Source organism: Mesotoga sp. UBA6090, assembly GCF_002435945.1.
GTDB lineage: Bacteria > Thermotogota > Thermotogae > Petrotogales > Kosmotogaceae > Mesotoga.
Genome location: NZ_DIXC01000073.1, coordinates 1 through 24,099, shown reverse-complemented (window position 1 = coordinate 24,099; position 24,099 = coordinate 1). Strand labels below are relative to the sequence as shown.

Annotated in this window: 22 protein-coding genes and 1 riboswitch; of the genes, 16 read left to right on the top strand and 6 right to left on the bottom strand. The window is 45.8% G+C overall.

Annotated features, from left to right (window positions below; all coding sequences use genetic code 11):
* Window positions 1-20: 20 nt before the first annotated feature.
* A complete protein-coding gene (locus tag B3K42_RS11815) occupies window positions 21-998 on the bottom strand; it encodes a thiamine ABC transporter substrate-binding protein (protein WP_110990516.1) in 978 nt (325 codons plus the stop codon).
* A 28-nt stretch (window positions 999-1,026) separates the two neighbouring features.
* A riboswitch (TPP riboswitch) is annotated at window positions 1,027-1,127 on the bottom strand.
* 46 nt (window positions 1,128-1,173) lie between these two features.
* Here B3K42_RS11815 and B3K42_RS11810 point away from each other — a divergent pair.
* From B3K42_RS11810 to B3K42_RS11780, 7 genes are all read left to right on the top strand, one after another.
* Window positions 1,174-2,400: a nicotinamide-nucleotide amidohydrolase family protein gene (locus tag B3K42_RS11810; protein ID WP_110990517.1), complete on the top strand. Its 1,227-nt coding sequence runs from the start codon at window positions 1,174-1,176 to the stop codon at window positions 2,398-2,400.
* Window positions 2,376-5,414 (top strand): transcription-repair coupling factor, encoded by a 3,039-nt coding sequence (gene mfd, locus B3K42_RS11805; protein WP_110990518.1) that lies wholly within the window; start codon window positions 2,376-2,378, stop codon window positions 5,412-5,414. The genes B3K42_RS11810 and mfd overlap by 25 nt, the downstream gene beginning before the upstream one ends.
* Complete coding sequence (gene mnmE / locus B3K42_RS11800; RefSeq protein WP_110990519.1) at window positions 5,404-6,723, top strand: tRNA uridine-5-carboxymethylaminomethyl(34) synthesis GTPase MnmE; 1,320 nt, start codon at window positions 5,404-5,406, stop codon at window positions 6,721-6,723. Before mfd ends, mnmE begins: the two co-directional genes overlap by 11 nt.
* A 5-nt stretch (window positions 6,724-6,728) precedes the next feature.
* The gene (locus tag B3K42_RS11795; RefSeq protein WP_110990520.1) at window positions 6,729-7,442 is read left to right on the top strand and encodes a hypothetical protein; all 714 of its coding nucleotides are present in this window, start codon (window positions 6,729-6,731) and stop codon (window positions 7,440-7,442) included.
* A 175-nt stretch (window positions 7,443-7,617) separates the two neighbouring features.
* Window positions 7,618-8,814 (top strand): trans-sulfuration enzyme family protein, encoded by a 1,197-nt coding sequence (locus B3K42_RS11790; protein ID WP_110990521.1) that lies wholly within the window; start codon window positions 7,618-7,620, stop codon window positions 8,812-8,814.
* Entirely contained in the window at window positions 8,811-9,761 is a 951-nt protein-coding gene (locus B3K42_RS11785) for an MDR/zinc-dependent alcohol dehydrogenase-like family protein (RefSeq protein WP_110990522.1), read from the top strand. The genes B3K42_RS11790 and B3K42_RS11785 overlap by 4 nt, the downstream gene beginning before the upstream one ends.
* Window positions 9,758-10,444: a YjjG family noncanonical pyrimidine nucleotidase gene (locus B3K42_RS11780; RefSeq protein ID WP_181419076.1), complete on the top strand. Its 687-nt coding sequence runs from the start codon at window positions 9,758-9,760 to the stop codon at window positions 10,442-10,444. The genes B3K42_RS11785 and B3K42_RS11780 overlap by 4 nt, the downstream gene beginning before the upstream one ends.
* 119 nt (window positions 10,445-10,563) lie before the next feature.
* Here B3K42_RS11780 and B3K42_RS11775 read toward each other — a convergent pair whose 3' ends face one another.
* The 3 genes from B3K42_RS11775 to B3K42_RS11765 all read right to left on the bottom strand — a co-directional run bounded on the left by B3K42_RS11775 (window position 10,564) and on the right by B3K42_RS11765 (window position 13,440).
* Window positions 10,564-11,151 carry a hypothetical protein gene (locus B3K42_RS11775; protein ID WP_110990523.1) on the bottom strand — a complete coding sequence of 196 codons (588 nt, stop codon included), beginning with the start codon at window positions 11,149-11,151 and terminating at the stop codon, window positions 10,564-10,566.
* Window positions 11,152-11,155: 4 nt separating this feature from the next.
* Complete coding sequence (locus B3K42_RS11770; protein ID WP_258367262.1) at window positions 11,156-12,445, bottom strand: patatin-like phospholipase family protein; 1,290 nt, start codon at window positions 12,443-12,445, stop codon at window positions 11,156-11,158.
* 86 nt (window positions 12,446-12,531) lie between these two features.
* Window positions 12,532-13,440 (bottom strand): AEC family transporter, encoded by a 909-nt coding sequence (locus B3K42_RS11765; protein ID WP_292598933.1) that lies wholly within the window; start codon window positions 13,438-13,440, stop codon window positions 12,532-12,534.
* Between the two features lie 258 nt (window positions 13,441-13,698).
* On the opposite strand from B3K42_RS11765, the gene B3K42_RS11760 reads away from it, so the two are divergent.
* From B3K42_RS11760 to B3K42_RS11720, 9 genes are all read left to right on the top strand, one after another.
* Window positions 13,699-14,874, top strand: a complete 1,176-nt coding sequence (locus B3K42_RS11760; RefSeq protein WP_292598931.1) for a DUF3798 domain-containing protein — start codon at window positions 13,699-13,701, stop codon at window positions 14,872-14,874.
* 75 nt (window positions 14,875-14,949) lie between these two features.
* Window positions 14,950-16,554, top strand: a complete 1,605-nt coding sequence (locus tag B3K42_RS11755) for a sugar ABC transporter ATP-binding protein (protein WP_292598928.1) — start codon at window positions 14,950-14,952, stop codon at window positions 16,552-16,554.
* Window positions 16,547-17,590, top strand: coding sequence for an ABC transporter permease subunit (locus tag B3K42_RS11750; RefSeq protein ID WP_292598926.1), 1,044 nt, complete (start codon window positions 16,547-16,549; stop codon window positions 17,588-17,590). The genes B3K42_RS11755 and B3K42_RS11750 overlap by 8 nt, the downstream gene beginning before the upstream one ends.
* The gene (locus tag B3K42_RS11745) at window positions 17,587-18,726 is read left to right on the top strand and encodes an ABC transporter permease (protein ID WP_292598924.1); all 1,140 of its coding nucleotides are present in this window, start codon (window positions 17,587-17,589) and stop codon (window positions 18,724-18,726) included. Before B3K42_RS11750 ends, B3K42_RS11745 begins: the two co-directional genes overlap by 4 nt.
* A gap of 4 nt (window positions 18,727-18,730) precedes the next feature.
* On the top strand, window positions 18,731-19,102 hold the full coding sequence (locus B3K42_RS11740) for a DUF6672 family protein (protein WP_292598922.1): 372 nt from the start codon (window positions 18,731-18,733) through the stop codon (window positions 19,100-19,102).
* Window positions 19,103-19,526: 424 nt separating this feature from the next.
* Window positions 19,527-20,288: an SDR family NAD(P)-dependent oxidoreductase gene (locus tag B3K42_RS11735; protein ID WP_292598920.1), complete on the top strand. Its 762-nt coding sequence runs from the start codon at window positions 19,527-19,529 to the stop codon at window positions 20,286-20,288.
* Window positions 20,289-20,378: 90 nt separating this feature from the next.
* The gene (gene xseA / locus B3K42_RS11730; protein WP_292598918.1) at window positions 20,379-21,920 is read left to right on the top strand and encodes an exodeoxyribonuclease VII large subunit; all 1,542 of its coding nucleotides are present in this window, start codon (window positions 20,379-20,381) and stop codon (window positions 21,918-21,920) included.
* 1 nt (window position 21,921) lies between these two features.
* Window positions 21,922-22,251, top strand: coding sequence for a hypothetical protein (locus B3K42_RS11725; RefSeq protein ID WP_292598916.1), 330 nt, complete (start codon window positions 21,922-21,924; stop codon window positions 22,249-22,251).
* Complete coding sequence (locus tag B3K42_RS11720; RefSeq protein ID WP_292598914.1) at window positions 22,232-22,789, top strand: GNAT family N-acetyltransferase; 558 nt, start codon at window positions 22,232-22,234, stop codon at window positions 22,787-22,789. Before B3K42_RS11725 ends, B3K42_RS11720 begins: the two co-directional genes overlap by 20 nt.
* Here the strand turns inward: B3K42_RS11720 and B3K42_RS11715 are convergent, their stop codons facing one another.
* Together B3K42_RS11715 and B3K42_RS11710 are read right to left on the bottom strand one after the other, a co-directional pair.
* Window positions 22,790-23,272 carry a hypothetical protein gene (locus B3K42_RS11715; RefSeq protein WP_292598913.1) on the bottom strand — a complete coding sequence of 161 codons (483 nt, stop codon included), beginning with the start codon at window positions 23,270-23,272 and terminating at the stop codon, window positions 22,790-22,792.
* A gap of 575 nt (window positions 23,273-23,847) precedes the next feature.
* On the bottom strand, window positions 23,848-24,036 hold the full coding sequence (locus B3K42_RS11710) for an IS3 family transposase (RefSeq protein ID WP_414674540.1): 189 nt from the start codon (window positions 24,034-24,036) through the stop codon (window positions 23,848-23,850).
* Between the last annotated feature and the right edge of the window lie 63 nt (window positions 24,037-24,099).

Sequence of the window (24,099 nt, the reverse complement as noted above, 5' to 3'; positions counted from 1 at the left end):
CTGCAGATATTGTCAGGGATTTACCTTTCGTATATTACCTCTTCCCACTTGGAGATGAGCTCTGAGAGATCCACCTCTGCAGATAGTTTCAAAATCTTTTCCGGTTTGACGGCATAATCGAAGGCCGGGGGCATCTCGACGTCAATTACGGGGAACATCCACTGGTTAAGGGGAATATGCCGTTGAAAGTCCTCACTCAGAAGAAAATCCATGAACATTTCTGCATCGTGCAGATTCTTCGTCCATCTAATGATTCCCGCTCCCTCAATCTGGACGTAACCCCTGCCCTCCGGGATTACTGTTGTGTAGATCGATTCACCGTAATAATGCATTGAATATGCTCCATCTGTGGCATAAGAAACCATTATTGGAGCCTCGCCGGACTCGAATTTCTGGAAAGAATCGTCCCACCCCAGAGAAACTGTGAGTATAGAGGGCTTGAAAGCCCGCCAGAATTCTTCGAATCGCTCGCCAAAAAGCAGGTAGGTCCAGGCTAGGAAAGATAGACCGGTACTCGAGGTCCTCGGGTCCTGAATAATCACGCTCCTTCGATATTCCGGCCCTGTTAGATCCCAAAGCGTTTCAATGGGTCCTGTTATCCGGCTGGTATCACATATTAGCGCGATCCCTCCGAAATCATACGGGGTGAGTCTCCACTGACTATCGAGCAGAAGATCCATATCGATGATCTTCTCAAAGCCTTGTGGTCTGTAAGAAAGAAAGATGTCTTCTTCCAAGGCTCGTCTCGAAAGAAGGTTATCGATTCCAATCACGACATCTCCATCGAAATTCTCTCGCTCGGAGATAATCAAGCTCAGCAGAGAGCCCGAATCTCCAACAGCGCGAAACTCGACGGCAATTCCCGTCTTTTCTGTGAACTGCGAAAAGGTCTCTTGGGCAAGCGGCTGAAAGGAATCATATGAATAAACCTTAAGCGGCAACACTGTCGAAAATGGAATGAAGAGGATCATTGATAAGACCAGAAATGCTCTTCTCATAAACAACACCTCCGCAATAGATTACCGGAGGCGCTAACCATGGCCGTCCCTACACCGGTCCTAACCGGATCAGGTTCATGGGGTCTGCTTTCAGCACTCTCAGCCCTCTGGGCTCCCCCGGCACTCGATTATACCACTGACCGTTTGGTGATACAATTGACGAGGAGGTGGTCACTTGAAGGCTGCGATCCTTCTCACCGGGGACGAAATCACCAAAGGGATTGTCATAGACAGCAACGGAGGCTATCTTGCAGAGAGGCTCACTGCTCTTGGATTTGAAGTTCAATCAATAGTCGTTGTACCAGATAGTAGAGAGTTCATCAAGCGCGAGATCAGAAGCGCTCTCGACAGAGCAGATCTTTTGCTGATCACCGGAGGGCTGGGAAGCACCTTCGACGACATAACCCTCCAGACGGTAGCTGACTATCTTGGAAGAGAGCTCCTTTATGACAGCAATTACCACTCGGCACTTGTAGAGAGTTACACAAGAAGATTCTCCAGGGAGGCTCCCAAAGGATTGAAACGTCAGGCATTCGTGATACAGGATTCCGTTCAGCTGCCAAATTCCTCTGGAAGCGCAAGAGGTGCCTTCATAAAGACAGATAATAATGAAATAGTGATACTTCCCGGTCCTCCAATGGAGATGGAGGCAGTCTTTAAAGAGGCACTAAAGCATATTTCACTCCCCTCTGCTTCATACAGTAGGACTATAGGATTCGTTGACTTGACCGAGCCCGAAGTGGAAGACTTCACCGAGCAGATGCTTTCGAAATTCACGGGTGTGAAGTTCGTTACGAGAGTGCGATATTACTCAGGGCCTACAGTAATTCTCACGGCTAATGACGGATCAGTATTAGAAGAACTATGTCGTCTTTTCGCCGATCGCTGGAAGAAGTATATATATACGACTACAGGCGAGGAACTCGTCCAAGTAGTAGTTAGGGAGTTGAGAAACAGAAATCTGACAGTTTCAGTCGCAGAGTCCTGTTCGGGGGGAAGGCTTTCTGCTATTCTCACTTCAGTTCCAGGAGTGTCGGATTTGTTTCCCGGTGGTATAGTCTCCTATTCAGACGAAGTCAAAATGTCATTGCTGAATGTGAACGAAAGTACTCTCAAACAATATGGAGCCGTTTCCGAAGAAGTGGCTTTTGAGATGGCTGCCGGAACTATAATTCTCTTCGGAACAGACGTGGGCCTTTCAATAACGGGAATAGCCGGCCCTTCAGGCGGTAGCGACTCCAAGCCGGTGGGGCTTGTCTGCTCGGGTGTTAGGATAGGCAGTTCAATCAAGACCTACACCGACAGGTTCAGGGGAGATAGAGAGACTATTCAGCTTAGAGGCGCTAACGCTGTTATAAAGAAGCTGTGGAGGTTGTTTTGGAACGAGTATTACATAGAGTAAACGATCCGATTTCCTGGATAGAGAACGAAGCCCTAAGTGATTCCAGGAACGTAGTCATTTTCCCAAGTGAAAGGATGCTTGAGTCCTTCGTAGATATTCATGAGAAGAGGGAGGGAGATGGATTCTTCTTCTCTCATGATGTCTTTCCCTTTGAAGAGATAGGCACTTCCCCAAGGATAAGATCAGAACGGCTTGCGCTCCTTAGAAAGTTTCTCTTGAGGGAGCTCCGGACCGTCTATACATCCTTTCACGGTATTCTGAGAAAAACTGTGCCAATCGACGTATTCGAGACTCTGTCTTTGAAGGTTGAAGTCGGCGGCCCGTTTACTCTGAGCGAAGACCAGCTTCAAAGCCTTGGCTATTCCAGATCCTTCAGCGTGACGATTCCCGGCGAATTTGCTATCAGGGGCGGTATTGTGGATATCTTTCCACCCGGAACAGAAAGGCCAATCAGAATAGACACTTTTGACAGAGAAATCGAATCGATAAGGAGATTCGATCCCGCTTCACAGAAGAGTCTAGATAGATTGATCGATGCATATATCACCCCTGCGGCTGAAGGTATAACGTCTTCTCCTTATAGGGAGCTCGCTCTCAAAAGAATCTCTGCAGCCGAGCACGCAACCGGTTCGAAGGATGAAATTCTTTTCGACCGTCTGGATACAATGGATACAACCGCGGGGATCTTTTATGAACGGCAGTCGATTCTTCTTGACTTTCTCGATGACTACAAAGTGATCTTCGTCAAGCCTGACGATGCCATACTAGAGTTTGGAAGGCGAGAGCGTGAAACTTTAGAGCTCTTGTCAGATAAGGCAGTAAGAAAATTCCTTTACATAAGATATGGTGGAATATCCTCAGAAGTTCTGATGAAGTTGAGAGAGTATTCGATTGTGTCCGACGATCGGGTTTCTTCCCTAGACTATGATACTGAAATCAGCGAAGAACTGGAGATTATCAAGAGACCCAAAAGAGAGGAAGAGTTCTTGCCAAGAATACCCGTGGTCGACTGGACGGAACTTGAAGAGGGAGACTACGTGGTCCACAAAGAATACGGTATAGGACGGTATCTTGGAGTCAGGACGGTCGAGAACATCCTCGGGACAAGAGAGTATCTTCTGCTGGAATACAGAGATAATAACAAGATCTACGTCCCCGTGGACAGAGTAGACCGTGTTCACAAATACATAGGAACCACCGAAGGAATTCAGTTGAACTCCCTGCGCGGTACAGCGTGGAACAGACAGAAATCGAAGGTGAAAAGGGAAGTCAAGGCTTTGATTGGCGAACTCTCGAATCTCTATGGCTCAAGAGAAGTGACATCGGGAATTTCTCTGACTGGAGAAAGCGAGATGGAGGAGAGCTTTCGAGAAAGTTTTCCCTATGTTGAGACAGAAGACCAGCAGAAAGCTGTCGAAGAAGTTCTTGAGGACCTTGGAAGTAACAAGCCTATGGACAGACTTATAAGCGGAGATGCCGGGTATGGAAAAACAGAAGTTGCATTGCGGGCTACCTTCAGAACGGTTGTCTCCGGGAAACAGGTTGCCGTGATGGTTCCCACAACAGTACTTGCGCGTCAGCACTACGACAACTTCGAGGGCCGGCTCAGTCCTTTTGGAATAAGAGTCGAGATACTTGACAGGTACCGAACCGATACACAGAGAGGCAGGCTTCTAAAGAAGCTTAAGAACGGCGAAGTCGACGTAGTCGTTGGAACCCACTCTTTGCTATCCAAAGAGGTGGGGTTCGCAGACCTGGGTCTTATTGTCGTGGACGAAGAACAGCTATTCGGGGTTCTACAGAAGGAGCACTTTAAAAAGCTGAGATTGCAGATCAATGTTCTGTCAATGAGTGCAACGCCAATACCCAGAACACTGTATATGTCTCTTTCGGGCTTGAGAGATCTCTCGATAATATCTACACCGCCTGCCGGAAGAACTTCCCCGGAGATTTACGTAGGAGCAATCAACGACAGATTGATCAGAACGGCAGTGCTTAGGGAGACCAATAGAGGCGGACAGACGATTTTCGTTCACAATAGAGTCACCGAATTACCCGAACTACTGTCGAAATTGAGAAACCTAATTCCCGAGGTCAAGATTGAGGTCGCCCACGGCCAGATGAACAAAACCGCTTTTGAGCGCACCATTAGGGACTTCTATCTTGGCGAACTGGACATGCTTCTATGTACTACGATAATTGAAAGCGGGGTCGACGTACCGAACGCGAATACTCTGATCGTCAATGATTCGCAAAGGTATGGACTTGCACAGCTTTATCAGTTGAGGGGAAGGGTAGGTAGAAGCAATCGAAGGGCTTTCTCTTACTTCCTTTATGATCCCAAGAGGTTGTCTGATCCTTCTAGAGAAAGACTCAAGGCTTTAAGGGAGTTTTCTGGTGCCGGTAGTGGAATGAAGATCGCAATGCGAGACCTTGAAATTAGGGGATTTGGTACGCTTCTCGGTGCGGAACAGCATGGAAACATTAACTCCGTTGGACTATATCTGTATAGAGAAATGGTTGAAAAGGCGATGAGAGAACTTCGTGGAGAAGAGGTAATTGGAGTTGAGGAACGCGCGGTCGACACAGAACTGAAGAACATCCCGTTTGACATGGTTATTCCCGAAGATTATGTTTCCGACTCGATTGAAAGATTGAAGATCTATCGAAGAATTGCAGTATGTAAAGAGGAGAACGATATAAATGAACTTGAAAGCGAGCTCATCGACAGATTCGGTCGCCTTCCCTCTCAAGTCACTTCTCTTCTCGATGCCTCACGCGTAAGGCTCGGAGCATTTAAGATCGGAATAAGTTCGGTTGAATATGATTCTTATTCAGAGAGCATTATTATGGTTCACGGTGAAAATCATATACGTGAGTCGCTTGGGATAAAGGGACGAAGGCTTGTAGTAAACGAGCGTGAAGGAAAGTCGATTCTGTACGGAGTGCCGGAGAGACATCTAATGAAGACACTCAAGACTCTTTTCCTTGGAGCTGAGAGAGTTGTTCAATGATCGAATTTGCGCATTGTCTACTCCCAGAGGCATTTCTGCAACGGCAGTAATAAGATGCTCTGGAAAAGGAACAGTCGAAAGCCTACGAGATCTACTACCTGGTACAAGTCTTCTCCAGCACAGAAGGGCACAACTGGCAACGTTTGTCGAAGATGATCGTTACATCGATGAAGTTGTCGTCACTTTCTTCAAAGGACCGGCTTCATACACGGGAGAGGATCTTGTGGAACTTTCCTTTCATGGCAATCCCCTGATAATCGAAAACGCTCTTAAGGCGCTATTTACGGTGGGCTTCAGAATGGCTTTGCCAGGGGAGTTTACGAAGCGGGCAGTACTGAACGGAAAATTCGACCTTATACGGGCCGAAGCAATTAACGCTCTGATAACTTCTAAGACCGAAAAGGCTCTTGAAGCTGCTATCAACAGTTTCAGAGGCAACCTATCTAAAGAAGTGATCTCCTTCAGGGCCAAGATAATTGAGCTTCTTGCGACAGTCGAGGTGGAGCTCAACTATCCAGAAGAGATTGAGTCTGATTACTCCTCTCTTCTTGAAAGCCTTCTAGATCTCAGAAGAAAGATCGCCGAATTCATCGCCAGCTCTCAGAACGGCATTGTGATCTCACAGGGGATCAAGACCGCAATCGTAGGCGAGACAAACGTTGGGAAATCCACATTGCTGAATGCATTGCTGAAACGAGACAGGGCAATCGTATCTGATCTACCGGGAACGACGAGAGATACGATCGAGGAAGACCTCAATATCGAGGGTGTGCTCTTCCGCGTAGTCGATACTGCAGGTATAAGACAGGCAGAAAATGAGATCGAAGAACTTGGGATCGAAAGAACCCAAGAAGCCATTGAAGAAGCAGAATTGGTGATATTATTGCACGACCCTAACAACTACAGTGACAAAGACCTCGAGGAGGCTCTCAAGAAGAAGGGAAAGCGATTGATTGTCGCAGCTAACAAGTCAGACATACGCACAGTAGAAAAAGGTTCTTATGATATCATAATAAGTGCAAGAACCGGCGAGGGCCTGAAAGATCTCGAAAGACTTATGCTGAAGCTTACCGAAGACATCACTTCTATTGGAAATGAAGTAATTATTAGTGCCAGACAGAAGCAGAAGCTCTCGGACGCGATGGATTTCATTGGCCGATCGATAGACGCTATTGAGAACGGAATGACGGTTGATGTCACAGGGACCATGATCGAGCAGGCCGCCAGAAGCCTCGACGATCTCCTCGGTACAAACGTAACAGAAGATCTGCTGGAGAGAATTTTCAGCGATTTCTGTGTTGGGAAGTGATTTAATTGCTCGGAATTCTCCTGTTGATGGCCGGCTCGGCCGCAAGATTTTTTCTCACTCCTCTCTGGTATTTCCTAGTTTGTGCTCCGGCCTACATAATCTTTACTGTCCTAAGGAGGAAGTTTGATTACCGCCTTCTGTTGATTGCCCCGTTAATCCCTGTAGCTGCAGAGGTCATTGCGATACTCCTTGGAAATTTCAGGGCAGGATTCCTTTTTGGAGACATCATCTGCATCATCACTGTATTGTTAGGAATGGGAGATGAACGCCCCAAAGAGAAACTGATAAGAAACCTCGGTCTCTCAGGTCCCGATAGCAGAAAGAGAGTGTCTTCTATGTTCTACACCTTTGGCAGGGTAGCTCAGATAGAGAAGGTGAATATGAGTCAGAGCTACGCGATCATACACGAAAACGCATTTCACTTTACGGTCGATATACCGGGGAGCGGAAGGGTCAGTATGAGAGTTCCCGTTGAAGAGATAGAAGAGGTCTCAGTTCATATGAGCATGTCGTCCGGGGAACTGTATTTGCCTTCGCTGAGGGATATGTTCTTGCCGGCAAAAAAAATCAAAATGATTGGCAAACCAAAGATAAAGGACTATTTCCTGCTAGTGAAGACTTCTGAAGATACCTATTCCTTCTATGAAGAGCCAGAGACCGTACTAAGAATTCAGGCAGAAATCGACGAGGTAAAGAAGAGAGCCACTAAGGGGTTTTGAAGGCGCTAATTTTCAGTTTAACGACTAGTAGTCTAGCTTTCAAATGAAGCATTCGATTCCTTTCCAAACAAATCCGCACCTCACTTGGTTTGTTTCGGCGAAAATCCTGGGATCAATTCAGGTATCACTTCTTCATACCTGCGATATAATGTCAAAAGGAAGCGAGGTGTTTGATGTGGATGAAGAGAGAAAATATCATTTTGATACACTGTCTATTCACGCTGCGGAGCAAGAGGATCAGAACCAGTCGCTAAACGCTCCCATATACATGACTTCGACGTTCACGTTCACAGATCTTCAGCAGGCCGAAGACACATTTTCATTCAAACGGCGCGCGTACGTCTATACCAGAGGTGGTAATCCCACCATAAATCTCTTCGAGCAGAGGCTAGCAACTCTAGAGAATGGAGCCGATGGAGTGGCCTTCTCTTCGGGAATGGCTGCAGTTAGTTCGGTTGTCATGTCGTTCGCTGCGGCAGGCGATTCGGTACTTGCCCACAGGAACCTATACGGTTCAACATTCGGATTTCTAAATCATTTGATCACTAATTATGGCATTAAGACACAGTTCATTGACATGACAGATTTAAACATCGTCGAGGAATCCATTACTCCAGAAACAAGGGTGATATACCTGGAAACGCCTACGAATCCAGCACTCGAGATAATTGACATAGAAGGTCTCTGCGAAATTGCACACTCCAAGGGAGTAAAGGTCGTTGTAGACAATACATTCGCAACTCCTGTTTTTCAGAGACCTCTAGACTCCGGGGCCGATGTTGTACTGCACAGTGCAACAAAATACATATCAGGTCATGGAGATGTTGTTGGTGGGTTCGCGACTTCAAAGGACTTTGATTACATCCAGAAGCTTAAATTTGGATATATGTGCGAACTAGGAGGGGTGTTGAGCCCATTCAACGCCTGGCTCCTGCTAAGAGGTATGAAGACACTAGGTCTGAGAATGGAAAGGCATGAGAAGAACGCGACCGCAATAGCCAATTTTCTCAGAGCTCAGAAAGAAGTCGTAAAGACTTCATATCCGGGGTTCGAAGACCACCCAGGGCATGAACTGGCTGCTAGGCAGATGAACGGCTTTGGAGGAATTATCAGCTTTGAGCTGGATGGACCGAGAGAGAACGCAGAGAAGTTTGTTCGTAACCTGAAGCTTATCAAACTAGCGGTTTCACTCGGGGACGCGGAAACCCTTGTGGAAGTGCCTGCAATGATGACCCATAGAGACTATCCCGAAGAAGAGCTACACAAATTCGGCTTCTCTGCCAGGACTGTGAGAATTTCCGCTGGTCTAGAACATCACGAAGATATCCTCGAAGACATCGAGAATGCTCTCGAAAAGGTCTTTAGACAATGAAAGCACTGATCTTTGACGGAGAACTTAGACTTGAAGAAGCGCCCTTCCCAACAAGGCTTCCCGGGACATCTCTGGTTAAGGTCAATCTTGCGGGAATATGCAATACTGACATCGAGATTACAAAGGGCTACATGAACTTTCACGGAATTTTGGGTCATGAACTTCTAGGGACGGTAATCGAGAGTGACTCGAATTCTCTTTCCGGAAAGCGCGTGACAACCGAAATCAACGTACCTTGCAAAACCTGCGACCTATGCCAAAAAGGACTTTTCAAACACTGCAGAAACATCCGGACGGTCGGTATTGCCGACTACCCCGGTGTCTTTGCAGAGTATGCAGTAGTGCCGGATCAAAACCTTCACGAAATTCCGGAATCTGTCTCAGATGAAAAAGCCGTATTTATTGAACCTTTGGCCGCCGCTGTTGACGCTCTCGAATCCGCAGATTTCCTCCGTGATGATAAGGTTTGCTTGATAGGCGATGGGAAATTGGGCTTACTGATTTCAATGGTTCTTTCTGCAAACGGCATAAAACATCAGCTAATTGGTAGACATAAAGAGCGGCTCGAGTTTCTAGAAACTGGCAATGCATCTTTTACTGGAATTGAAGATGCGAAGACTATCGACAGGTATTTTGATATAGTTATCGAAGCTACTGGAAATCCCGGAGGGCTTGCCCAAGCCCTGTCGATAGTTAGGCCCAAGGGAAAGATAGTGCTGAAAAGCACCTACGAGGGATTTCCTTCCGTCGATATGACGAGGGTTGTGGTAAGAGAGATAGAACTGATCGGCTCTCGATGCGGCCCATTTGACAAGGCAATTTCATTGCTGGAAAGAGGATTAGTCGATCCTACACCACTGATAGCAAAGACATTTCACATCAGTAGGGCATACGAAGCCTTCGAAGCGGCCAGGACGTCGCTGAAGGTTATTTTAAGGATGGAATGATTTTGAGCACTCTTTACAAAATGTACTTCTTCGATCTTGATCATACGATTCTTGATTTCGAAAGAAGCGAAGTCGAATCTCTTTTGGAACTCTTCAAATTGAGAAATATTGATCTTTCCGATGAACAGATAGACTCGTACAAGGAAATAAACACAAAATGGTGGGGCTTTCTGGAGCAGGGAAAGAAGACAAAGGAAGAAGTCGTTGTTGGCCGATTCGAAGAGTATTGTGATTATATCGGTGTCACCTTCGATCCCGAAGAACTGAACGATGAATACCTTACCAGGCTTTCCGGGAAAGCCTACTTCCTTCCAGGAGCGAAAGAGTTTCTGATAACTATGAGGCGTCAAGGAAAACGAATGGCAATAATAACAAATGGTGTATACCGTGTTCAACACAACAGATTTCTTTCGGCCGGCTTGCACGAATTCTTTGAGTTTTCTCTTTCTTCAGAAGAGGCTGGCGCTGCAAAGCCCGACGCAGAAATATTCATCGAAGCCATGAGAATTGCAGGTGTCAAGAGTGACGAGGTTGTCTATATTGGAGACAGCCTGGAGTCAGACTACAAAGGCTCACAAAATGCCGGTATCGACTTCATATGGTTTGGACCGCATGCCAGAAGGAACAAAGGTCCGGTAAATACTGCAAAGAACTACGATGAGCTGTTGAAATTGCTTGTCTAGACTGAGTGGTAACAGGCTCGATATCACCCGTTGGCGGACAACGGCGTCTCTCAGTTCCCTTCGTGGTCTCCTCCTAAATGTCTTATAAAATGCATCAAGAGAAAGCCGTAGTCGCCATATCAGAAGGCGACAGCGATCCCAAATAGTCCTCCGTCCGGACTTGAAGTGCTTTCTGCAAATGGAACATCGATTTCGAAATAGAATTTTCCGTTGGTTAGAAAGAGACCTGGAATCACACCCACCTCATTCGCCACAAAAAGCTGGAGTTTTGCCCCTACCATCCAGTCTTGTAAATAGATTCCAGCCATCGGCGATATTCTAAGGAAAGGTATGAAATAATCATCGCCACTAATTCCGCTAGGCCTCTTTCCAAAGAACACTCCACCGCTCATGTGAATTGCTGCGTTCCTCAAGCCGGGAATTCCAAGTTTTGCTCCTACTTCAACGGTTGCTGCCGGAGCAGATATGAAGATGCTTGGAATGGCCACTCTCAAAGAACCTTCGAGATACTCGGTCAATCCCATCCTTGCAAGATACTGGAAACTCCAAGGAGCGACAACCAATTCATCAAATGCTACGAGAAGATCCATTCCGACTGCCTGTTTCAGTGTACCCCTAGGCAGAATTTCTGGCTCCATCATTAGAGCCATTGGCACGCAACCAGACACAATAATCGTAACAATCAGAATCAATAGAATCCACTTCATCTTTTCACTCCTCAACTCCCTCTAGAATCATGAAGGAGGATTTAAACATCTCGAATTTCGCTGGAGGTGAAGGTACTTCACTGTTATCGTGCAAGAAGAGGACAAAGTCAAGCATTTTTCCATAGGGTATAAGTGAAGTTCCTTGGTCTTGAAAACCCTTTTCGGCATAGGCACTTTCAATCGCATCTAGGACCTCAGCGATACTGTACAGAACAAGTGGGGGAATCTCTAGAATGGAAGCTAACTCATCAACCAGAACAATCATAGGATCATCCCTCTTGTAGATCTTTCCGAGAGACGATAGTAACTCAGAATAGAACCTGTCGGGATCATCGCAGTCTTGAAGATCACTGACGATCTCTATAGCAGCGATTTTCTCATCTTGAGAGAGAGAATCAAACATCTCTTTGAATACGTCTCGATCTTCGAAAATATATGTGTACTCACCCTTCAGAAAGCCAAAAGCAGCGAGCGTATCGAGATAGCCCTCTTCTATCTGCAACCTTGTCATCTCAGCGTCGAAATCCAATGTACTCCCGTACATTATTCTCGGTCTTATATGAATTAGATTCGCGCCGGCAAGAAATGCCTGACGTTTAGCGATTCTATCTCTGAGCGCAATTCTACCAATATCGACAAGGATGATCTCTCTGAAGCCTCTTTCTAATGCCATTTCGACTGGCTGATTCGAATAGACGCCGCCATCCACAAAGGCTTTGCCATCGATGACCACCGTCCTGAAACCGGGAAAATCTGCGCTCGCCATTATATATTCGATCAAAGACCCTTGAGGAATGTCTTCAATGAAAAGCATCTCGGACCTCAGATCGGTTAGATCGAACGTTACGAGCCCAAAGTCAATAGAAGAGCTCCTGACCAACTCCTCAGAAATAAGTGAGCGCAACAGCTCCTTAAGCGGTGTCACATCTATTCCTTGATTTATCACGTCGACCGCCCCCTGATAAAGCTCTCCCAGACTCCAGTCAGCTCCTCCACCGTATGCCTCAATCAGCTTTTTCTCAGCCTCAGTCGGTTTCATGACACTCTCTTCTGAGATATCCCTCCACACGTTTAGGGCCTTATCAAAATCACCTTGGGCTACCGCAGCTGCATTTAAGGAGCCGACTGAAGTGCCATAGACTCCACCAATTTCCATTCCTAGATCAAGAAGAGCTTTCCAGGCACCAATTTCATAACCGCCCTTCGCTCCTCCTCCAGAAAGGACGAGACCTACACTACGCGAATAAAGCATTAAGGGAATCATGAAGACAAAAACCAGAAGAAGTCTCTTCACTGACAACACCTCTCTTTAATGGCTTCCATAGAGGGATAATAGCATTATCAGCACCAAAATAGGAAGAGAGAAAATATCTTGCCATTTCAATCAAGAAAAGAGATGATCAAGGGGATTGTTATTAGAGAAAAGAGAGTTGAAGATGCAATGAGTTTGGAGGAGAGCTCGTAATCAGAATCGAAAATCCTTGCAAATATCGATGTGTTTGCTGCTGCAGGCATTGCGCTCATGATTATCAATATCTTCTTCACCATCGCGGGCATTTCTCCGGCAGACAACAGAAAGAAGACAATGACCGGTGCAATGCACAGCTTCACAATGCTGTAGAAGATAACAGTTCTGCTCTTCAATATTGTGGAGAGTCTTACATTGCCCAAAATAATTCCCACAACTACCATGGCTAAAGGAATTGTGCTTTCTCCAAGAAGAGCAAGAGCTTCATCAAGAAACACCGGAAGCTTCAATGGAGAGAAGAAGAGGACAAGACCGATGCATACTGAAATGATCCCAGGATTGAGAAAAGCCTTTCTTGTCGAAGAGCCAGCCTTACGTGACATAATTCGCACACCGACAGTCCATGTAAGCACATTGAACCAGATATTGAAGACGGCGCTGTAAAACACTCCTTCCTTCCCGATAATTAGCTCGACAACGGGGTATCCCATGTAAGCAACGTTTCCAAATAGAACTGCATATAGAAAGACACTTCTCGAATCTCCGGTGAGCTTAAGAATCTTTGATGAGACTAATCCTACAAACCAGAGAATCAGATACAAGACTCCTCCAGCCACTAACAATATTACGGAGTTAGAAAACACCTCGTAAGAGTATTCAAAATTCATCGAATCTACTATCAGAGCAGGAAGAGTTACGTAAAGAACGAATCCGGAAACTACCTTTGTGAACAAATCGTCAACCAGATTAGTTCTCCTCAATATGAAGCCAATTCCTATTAACACAAAGAAAGTAAGCACTTTCGAGACGATTTCAGTCATTAAGAGGATTATAAACCAGCATACCAAAGAATCAAACAAGGAGAAGAGATAAGATGGCTCTTAACAGCTTGAATTAGGATCAGCGGAGAACAGAGTGATTACATAAATGACTCAGAATTGTGATAAACTGGTCTCGGTGAACACAATACTTTCCTTTTTGGTATCCGGTACATCCGGCTTTTATATCGGTCAAACAGAAATGATGATTAAAGGATGCCTATCGGGCAGCCTCAATTCCTAATAAAAGGGGGTTTTTGAATGCGTAAAGCACTATTAGTTCTGCTGGTAGTTCTTGTAAGCGCGGCTTTCATGTTTGCCGCAGAATTTCACATCGGCGTTGTAACTGGAACGGTGTCACAGTCTGAAGATGATCTTCGAGGCGCCGAAGCGCTGATCAAGAAATACGGAGATGCTGCTTCCGGTGGAATGATAGTTCACCTTACTTACCCTGACAACTTCATGTCTGAACAGGAGACAGTTATTGCTCAGATAACTGGTCTCGCAGACGATCCTCTAATGAAGGCTATCATTGTCAACCAGGCAATTCCAGGAACAGTCGAGAGCTTCAGAAGAATCAGGGAGACAAGACCGGATATTCTTCTTCTTGCCGGTCTGCCTCACGAAGATCCTCCAATGCTAGCCGATGCGGCCCACCTCTCGGTCAATGCTGACTCACTTGCCCGTGGCTATCTAATTATCTACACGGCCAAGCAGCTCGGTGCAGAGAAGTTCATGCACATCTCATTCCCAAGGCACATGTCTTACGAACTCCTATCGAAGAGAAGAGACATCATGAGAGCTGCTTGTGAAGAGCTCGGTCTCGAGTTCATCGACATGGGTTCTCCTGACCCTGTCAGTGACGTTGGAATCGCAGGAGCACAACAGTTCATTCTTGAGAAAGTCCCCGCCTGGCTCGATGAGTATGGACCAAAGACCGCCTTCTTCTGTACAAACGATGCCCACACAGAACCTCTTCTCAAGAGAGTTGCCGAACTTGGCGGTTATTTCATCGAAGCCGATCTTCCTTCTCCACTCATGGGTTATCCTGGCGCACTTGGTATCTCCTTTACCGAAGAGGAAACTGGTAACTGGCCAGCAATTCTTGCCAAGGTTGAAGAGGCTGTTGTGGCAAAGGGTGGAGCCGGAAGAATGGGAACATGGGCCTACTCGCTTGGTTACACGACGACCGCAGCGCTTGCAGAACATGCCAAGAATGTCATTGAAGGCAAATGTGAGGTTGACGACTTCGATGCAGTCATGGCTGCATTTGCCGAATACACGCCAGGCGCAGCTTGGAATGGAAGTTATTATGTCGATTCCTATGGAATCGAGCAGGAAAATTATCTCTTGATCTATCAGGACACCTACATATTTGGCAAAGGTTACATGGGTATAACTGAAGTAGAAGTTCCTGAGAAATTCCTAAACTTCTAAGCGAATAGCGTCAAAAAGGGGGGTAAGCCCCCCTTTTCTTGATTCTTTCCAACGTTCGGTATTTGGGGTGAAGCCATGGATGAAAAGCAATACTTGCTGAGGATGGAAAACATCAGCAAAGAGTTTTTCGGTAATCAGGTTTTGAAAGATGTAACTCTTAGAATTGGAAAAGGCGAGATCGTTGGATTGGTTGGAGAAAACGGTGCTGGAAAGTCCACTCTAATGAATATACTGTTCGGTTTGCCTGTTATCAACGAGACTGGTGGTTTTCAGGGAAAGATATTCCTCGATGATAAGGAAGTCAGTTTCGCCAGTCCATTTGAGGCCATTGAAGCCGGAATAGGGATGGTGCACCAGGAATTTATACTGATACCGGGTTTCACTGCTACAGAGAACATACTACTAAACAGAGAATCAACTAATTACAATATCTTCGTAGAAGTCTTCGGCGAGAGATTGCGAACTCTTAATAGAGAGGACATGCATAAGAGAGCCGTTGCTGCAATAGAAAAGCTTGAGGTCCAGCTGGACCCTGATATGCTCGTCAGCGAAATGCCTGTCGGACACCGGCAGTTCACTGAGATCGCGAGAGAGATGGATAGGAAGTCAACTAAACTTCTTGTCCTAGATGAACCTACGGCAGTTCTTACAGAATCAGAAGCGGAAACGATGCTGAAAGCGGCAAGAAAGCTTGCAAATAAGGGACTTTCTATAATCTTCATTAGTCACAGGTTGAGCGAGGTTCTAGGAATAGCTGATCGGCTGATTGTATTGAGAGACGGCCAGGTGGTCCGTGAGCTGGAGTCATCCAAGACCACTCCAAGAGAGGTCGCCTCTTTGATGGTAGGTAGAGAAATAAAGGACAGCTCCTCGGTTAGAGCAAGTATAGGTGAAGAGCCTGAAATCGTTCTGGATATAAAGGATCTCTGGGTAGACATGCCTGGAGAACAGGTTAACGGTGTCAACCTTCAAGTACACAAAGGAGAGATTCTCGGTATTGGAGGTCTCGCCGGCCAAGGAAAGCTAGGAATCGCCAACGGAGTAATGGGTCTCTTCCCCGCTGAAGGTGAGGTCTACTACAAAGGCGAAAGACTTCCGCTAAATAATCCTGTAGCTTTTCTAAGCAAAGGAATCGCGTTCGTTTCGGAAGACAGAAGGGGCGTCGGTCTCCTCCTTGATGAACCAATAGATCTGAACATCGTATTCACCGCGATCCAGATTCAAGGAAGGTTCATCAAGAATCTTCTTGGTGGCCTGATCAAGTGGCGAGATGACAAAGAAATTTCAAGGGTTGCCAGAGAATACGTTGAATCTCTCCAGATCAAATGCGTTAGCGAAAAACAGCAGGCGAAGGAACTCTCGGGAGGAAATCAACAGAAAGTATGTCTTGCCAAGGCCTTTGTTCTGGAACCTGATTTTCTCTTTGTTTCTGAGCCCACCAGAGGAATCGATGTAGGTGCAAAAAGCGTGGTCCTTGAGACCCTTAGAAGGCAGAATAGAGAACACGGAACAACTATAATCATGACTTCTTCTGAACTTGAAGAGCTCCGCTCAATTTGCGACAGAATAGCAATAGTAAGTGAAGGAAGGATAGTGGGAATTCTGCCGCCGACAGCCGATCCTGCTGACTTCGGTTTACTTATGCTAGGTGAACAGGAAGAGGTGAAGGAAAGTGTTTGAAAGCATTGCGAACCTCATAGAGAAGGCTGGTTGGCCGAGAATCATAATTGCTCTCTTCCTTCTATCTCTTTTCGTAATAGCACCATTTGTCAACATAAGTATCGGGACTTCGATTAGCGACACATTAGTAAGGTTTGCTATGAATTCCGTTCTGGTTCTTTCGCTCGTACCGATGGTTCAATCCGGTTGCGGATTGAACTTCGGAATGCAGCTCGGAGTAATTGCCGGATTGATCGGTGCGGTTACAAGCATTGAGCTCGGTGTAACGGGGCTTGCAGGCTTCTTGACAGCAATTGGCATTGCAATACCATTCGCAGCAATTTTAGGGTTCTTCTACGGCCTTTTGCTCAACAGAGTTAAGGGAGACGAGATGGTCGTAGCAACATACGTCGGTTTCTCTTCGGTAGCCTTCATGAGTATGATGTGGCTTCTCCTGCCATATAAGAGTCCGAACATGATATGGGGATATGGAGGCTCCGGTCTAAGGACAACCATTAGTGTCGAGGGATACTGGCTGGGTGTCCTGAACAACTTTCTCAGCATAAGAATCGGAAACTTCTTCTTTCCAACGGGAGCAATCCTTTTCTTCGCCCTCATTGCCCTGCTTGTCTGGTCATTCTTCAAGACGAAGCTAGGAACGGCTATGACGGCGGCAGGATCAAATCCTGTATATGCAAAAGCAGCCGGAGTTAATGTAGACAGAATGAGAGTCCTATCAGTCGTTATCTCTACGGTTATCGCGGCAGTGGGAATCCTTGTCTATGAACAAAGCTTTGGATTCATCCAGCTTTACATGGCCCCTCTTCTAATGGCCTTCCCAGCCGTAGCGGCCCTGTTACTCGGAGGAGCTTCAGTTTCTAAAGCGTCTATGGGCAATGTTATTATCGGAGCATTCCTTTTTCAAGGTATTCTGACGATGACTCCATCTGTTATGAACAACTTGATTAAGAGTGACATGTCAGAGGTAATAAGAATAATCGTCTCCAACGGTATGATCGTTTATGCTTTGACGAGAAGAATGAAGGTGAGAAAATGAAAGATCAGAGCCTAACACGAGCAAAGAATCCATTGGTAAGATTCGTAATCTCCAATGCGGTTCCAATCTTGTTTGTCATTCTTCTTATATTCGCCGTACCGTTGTCGGGGTTTTCAACTGATTACCTCCTAAATGAAATCATTACGAGACTCGGGAGAAACTCCTTCCTTGTCATATCGCTGCTGATACCTGTTATGGCCGGTATGGGACTGAATTTCGGCATTGTGCTTGGAGCCATGGCCGGGCAGATAGGCTTGATTTTCATGCTCGACAGGGGAGTAGTAGGCATTCCGGGAATTGTTCTTGCTATGCTTATTGGAACACCAATCGCGATTCTTTTGGGTATGCTTGCGGGAACGATCCTCAATCGGGCCAAAGGCAGAGAGATGGTTACATCAATGATTTTGGGATTCTTCATAAACGGAATCTATCAGTTTACAATCCTCTACGGTATGGGAAGTGTAATACCGATTGCCAGTAGCAAGCTGCTGCTTCCCAGAGGATACGGCGTCAGAAATGCAATCGATTTGATAAGCGTAAGAAAAGCTCTCGACAATATGTGGTCCATTGAAATAAGCGGGGTCTCTATTCCTCTCGGTGTCTTCGCAATAATAGCTGCACTCTGCATATTTGTTTTCTGGTTCACGAGAACAAAGCTTGGTCAAGACATGAGGGCTGTGGGCCAGGATATGCAGGTGGCGGCAACCGCCGGAATAAATGTGGATAGAACGAGAACGCTCTCGATAATTATCTCGACCGTTCTCGCCTGTTACGGTCAGATTATCTTCCTGCAGAATATCGGGACGATCAACACATACAATTCCCACGATCAGGTCGGAACGTTCGCCATTGCCGCGCTTCTTATTGGAGGCGCCTCAGTCGCAAAAGCAACCATTCCAAATGTCTTCATTGGAATCACTCTCTTCCATCTGACCTTTATAGTCGCTCCAAGAGCGGGAAAAGAACTCTTAGGCCAGGCACAGATCGGCGAGTTTTTCAGGGTCTTTGTATCTTATGGAATAATCGCCATTTCACTCGCTCTCTACGCCTGGAGAAGGCAGGTTGAAAAGGAGACTGAAAGAAGACAGGCAAAGGCAGCAATCAAAGCAGCGGTTGAAGATGGGACAGGAGGGTGATCACATGAGGAGGAACGCTATTAGAGTTGCCCTTGTCGTGGTTCTGGTTGCCTTAGGGTTCGTTCTCTACGTCATTGGCAAGGAGCACCGTGTTTTCGTTGACAATAGAGACATAGTTATCAACGGCGTAGAATACAAGTCCGCTAATCTAATTTATGTAATCGTTGATGATGTGGACCTTGGTGAAGTTGGGAAGGAAAAGAGAAAAGTTGCGAACACACCAGGACCATGGCACAAGATAACTGCTATCGAGAAACTTCCTGACGGTACTACAAGAGAAGTAGTACGGAAATTCAACTTAGCACCCAACGATACCGCTGTAGTGAATCTTGTAGCGCTATTTGAGCTTGAGGATGGATGGCTTGCAATAGAGTGATCTAACGCAAGCGCAGCGCTCACTTCATCTTAGTTGATCCAATAATTACTCTAAGGGGGCGAACAAAAACCTTGTTCGCCCCCTTTTCATTGTGCAAACTCGAAGTACTACTCGCTGTGGATGGGACGTTTTGCATTCCCTCACTCTCACCTGCAAGGCAGTAGATTCCGCCGCGCAACATATCACGAAGACTTTGTTCTTCCTCCCATCGTCCTCATATTCCAAGTTCCATAGAAATGATTAAAGAAGCAAGAGATCAGCGCCCTCCTTCATGCTAGAATACAGACCTCGAAGACTCTCTTGAATTTTCTTTTCAGAACAGACCACACTCTTCTTTCATTTTCGTGCATAAGCAGCTTTGTGATATAATTAATATATCCGATAAAAACTATCGGAGCTCATGAAGAATGAGAGGAGGGAAATTATGAAAAGATTCGATGGCAAGGTCGTTCTGATAACAGGTGGAAGCTCAGGAATCGGAGCCGATAGTGCAAGAGCATTTGCAGAGGAAGGAGCAAGTGTAATCATTTCGGACGTTGACGAAGAAAAAGGCAGAAGACTCGAGGCAGAGATAAAGGAAGCTGGAGGAAACGCCCTATTCATGAAACATGATGTCTCAAACTCTCGAGAGACAAAGAAGCTCGTCGACTCGATTGTCGAGAAATTCGGAAGGCTAGATGTGGCTTTCAACAATGCGGGAATCGCAGGACCTTCTCTTCCTCTTTCGGAATATCCTGATGATGACTGGGAAAGGGTTATTTCGATCAACTTACTTGGTGTCTTCTACGGAATGAAGTACGAGATCCAACAAATGCTCAAACAAGGCGGTGGAGCAATTGTCAATACCTCCTCCATTCTAGGCAAAGTGGGTTTCAACAATGCTTCTGCTTATGTGGCCGCAAAGCACGCCGTTGTTGGAATGACAAAGGCCGCAGCGCTTGAGTATTCAAGTAAGAACATACGAATTAACGCTGTGAACCCCGCTTTCATCAAGACCCCGCTGCTTGAGAATTCAGGCATGAAAGAGGGTACGCAGATGTATGAGATGCTTGTCTCAATGCATCCTGTAGGTAGACTTGGAGATCCAAGGGAAGTGGCAAGCGCAGTTCTCTTTTTATCAAGTGATGAAGCTTCTTTCATTCACGGCGAATCACTAATGGTAGATGGAGGATACACAGCAAGGTAAGAGTAATGACGATCAAAGTTTATTTAGGGGCGCCTGGAGGCGTCCTCTTCTTTTATAATGGAAGGGAGTATCGATTCAAAGGAGAGCTAAATGGAAGAAGCGACGCTTGAGTTCAAAGACCTTGAAAACATGCTTGAACACATAAGATCGGTTCTGACCAGCGTAGGTTTGAATAACCTGAGAGTTAGGTTTCCGGCTGATGTGACAAATATAAATGTTCGGGGAAGCTATGTATATATTAGCGTTTCTCAAGATTATGAAGAACGTGACACGAAAAGGCGAATAGACCTGAGCATGATTTCTGGAAAGCCTGCCTTTGCAAGGATGGGAAGACAGCTGGCTCTCAAGAGCTCATCCGATCTGAAGGGCAAGAAGTGGCTTTTCGAAGGTACTCTCAGCTTCTACAAGCCTCGCGCAAGCTTCTCCATCTGGATAGATACGATCGCCCCGATCGGCGAGTCAGATATCACTGCACGCAGAAGGGAGATTTACCTCGCTCTGAAGGCCAAGAGAGCTCTGAGGATTGAAGAGCATGATCTAAATGAGCTTCCGCCCATTAAAAGAGTAGCCGTAATTTCTTCTTCAACAGCGGCAGGACTCGGCGATTTCTTCTCGAATCTTTCTGTGAAATACCCATACAAGCCTGTTGTGCATCTCTTCGAGTCCTATATGCAAGGAAATCGCACGGTTCCAGGGGTGCTTTCCGCTCTTGAAACAATCAAAAGTTCTACCGTCAAATATGATGTTGTGGTTATAACCAGAGGTGGGGGATCTGCAAGTGATTTGATGTACTTTGACAGTCTCGAACTGGGCATTGCCATTTCAGAGTTTAGCAAGGAATACTGCCCGGTGTTGAGTGCAATTGGGCACGAAAGAGACTTCACAATACCGGATTTTGTTGCCTGGAAGCGCTTTGATACTCCTACCGCAGTAGCAAGGGGGATAAGTGAACAGATCAATGAATACATAGATTCTTTGCGAGAATTCGCCGACCTTATTGATAACGATGTTGAATGGCAATTTGAAAGAGCGGGAAGCGAGATCGGACCCGACAGACTTCAGATTATTTCCGACAGGATCAACGACAACATTAGTCGAATGGATCGATTCATTGAGGATGAAGCAACAACTTTATCCGGTAACATTATGCACAGAATAACCCATGCAATGAACGAACTTGGATCATTCAACCCCTCTAGATACGTTCTCTCAATCGAGCGAGCAATGAATGAAGTTTTCTCGACCACAGACGCTCTAATGAACAGGGCGGACACTTCAATTCTGAGAAGTCTTGCTTTTTGCGAAACTCAGCTGGATTACGGTAAGCTGCGAAACAGCCTCGAAAGATATTTCATGAATTCCGATGTAGCCGTCGAGACTTTCGACAAATCGATAGCAAGGCTATTAGATGATCTTATTATGCGCACTGGAGATGACCTGGACAATCTTTTTGATCAACTTACTCAACATGGCGGGTATGCGGCATCCTTGCTGTTTGGGGGCGTCGTCCTGAAGAAGAATGACCTGATAGTGAACAGCGCCAAGGCCGTTTTTGCAGGTGACAAGCTAGAGTGTGTCTTCAAAGATGGAGAAGCAAAGACTACTATAGATGAAGTGAAATCGGAGGTGTGACATGGATGAGAAAACGCTGGAATCAATCTTGAAATTGAAAGAAGAACAAATAGACTCCATGGACTTCAAGAAACTCCTTGGCCACATAAGGTCGATTGATGAGTATTTTCGCACCAATTCCCAAATTGATGTAGAGATTGCGCTCAAGGCTTATCAGAAGGCAATTCAGTTATTGACCGCTGCGCGCTTGAGACTGATAACGCTTAAGAAGGAGAAGGAAGAACTTGATAAGCAATACTCGAGTTTTCTGAACTCCATTGAAGCGGAAGAGGTTTCCGAGGAGCCTCAAGAGACATCTACGGAAGACGAAGATGGAAAACTTCCATTCTGAAAGCTTTCTCCGCGAAATCACTCTCAAGAACGGTGACTCTTGTCGTTTCTGCAGAGCGGGCGTTGGTGATTCAGAAAGAATAATCGAATACATTAATTCAGTAGCCGTCGAGTCCGACTTCCTTAGCTTTGGAAGAGGCGAGTTCACCATGAGCAGTGAGGATGAAAGACATATCATTAGTTCGTTCAAGGAGAGGAACAACTGCCTGATGGCTTTTGCCAAATGTGATCAGAGCATAGTAGGCCTAATCACGATGCAAGGCGGCTCGAGAAAGAGGATATACCACTGGGCAGAGATAGCTCTTTCCGTGTCAAAAAAGTACTGGGGAATGAGAATTGGAAGAGCGCTCATTGAGCTCTCAATTGAACATGCTCACAAAAACGGAATTACAAGGATTGGTCTGAGAGTCCGCACCGATAACGATCGGGCTATAGCTCTCTACATAAAGATGGGCTTCGAAATCGAGGGAAAATTAAAGAAATTCATGAAAGTTAACGATCATTATTTCGATTTCTACCAAATGGGCCGAGACGTCTGACTATTTCCTTCTGAAAAGAACGAGCAAACCAAAGAGAATAAGAACCGCACCGACCACTATCATTGTCCACTGGGAAAGCGATGAAGGTATCAGGGCGATCACACCCACGGCAGTTAATATCACAATCGGAACCAGCAAACCGAAATTCCTTCGTCCTTCGCCAAGATAGAGCTGCAGCAGCCCAAAGGCAGGAGCAAGAACGAACAGACCCCAACCTCCTTGAGAATAGAAACCGGGAAAGATGACTCCAAGAGTCAGCGCAAGGGCAACAACCAGAAGAATCCCGCCGGAAATAAGCAGACCGTTGATCTGGTTCTTAAAAGCATTGTGTTCCATAATAATACCCGGGAGCCAGATGAACAAGAGCCAGAAGTTCGACAGGACGGCTGGCACAAAAATGATCACTAATCCAAGAGCAATAACAATCAAACCTAGAAAGATCTGAGACAGTCCGCTCTCTTTCTTCACATTCTCTTCTTCCATTTCATAACCTCCCCTTTCTAAGCTCCTAAGAAATATAATACCTGATAATCCTTGATGTTGCACCTATGCAATCTAAGAGTCACCGCACAGTTTCATTTGCCGAATGAAGCACAGTATACAATTGCGATTCTTGTAGCTGGTAAGTAAAGAACTCACTCCAGCAATCGAAGGCTGAAAGATGAACGCTGAAAGTGACAGCTCCCGCAACAACCAGCTTGATGATCGGAGGATATTTCTTATTCACCTTCACAACTTCATGCTCATGTGGTGTTCTAGTTCATTAGAACACTAGCAATATACATTGTCACGTACTACTTCCAAGAATTCTCCTGCGATTCCTTCTCGCATGCACTAACTTTGAATCAACAAGGAATTATAGTCAGAAGTTCTCTATACTCAAAAACTGTGCCCAGGCGAGAAGAGATCAGAAAACAAGATTCTATGTCAAGCCGCAATGACGATACCCTTCATCAACTGCGGGGGACAGACACCGGAAAACCTGTCTGACTCCACATTTTGAAGTCTTTCCACAGTCTCGGTCTGACCCTTGATTATTGGAGAATAATATAAGGACACTAGGGTTTAACTAACACTTCCTCGAAATTGCTTTGAATTTGAGAGAAATCAATCGGTGAATTGTAATTCAGAGATCCATGAGGCCTCAGTTTGTTATAGAAACCAAGATAGACATTGAATTTCTTGCATAGATCGTTTAGATTGAGAAACTCGTTGTTTTCAACGAATTCCCTTTTTGTTTCTGGCAAAATAGAAATGGCTCTTCCTCAGTGTATAGGAAAGGAGTCAAAGAATGCGTAGAATTGAGTAAG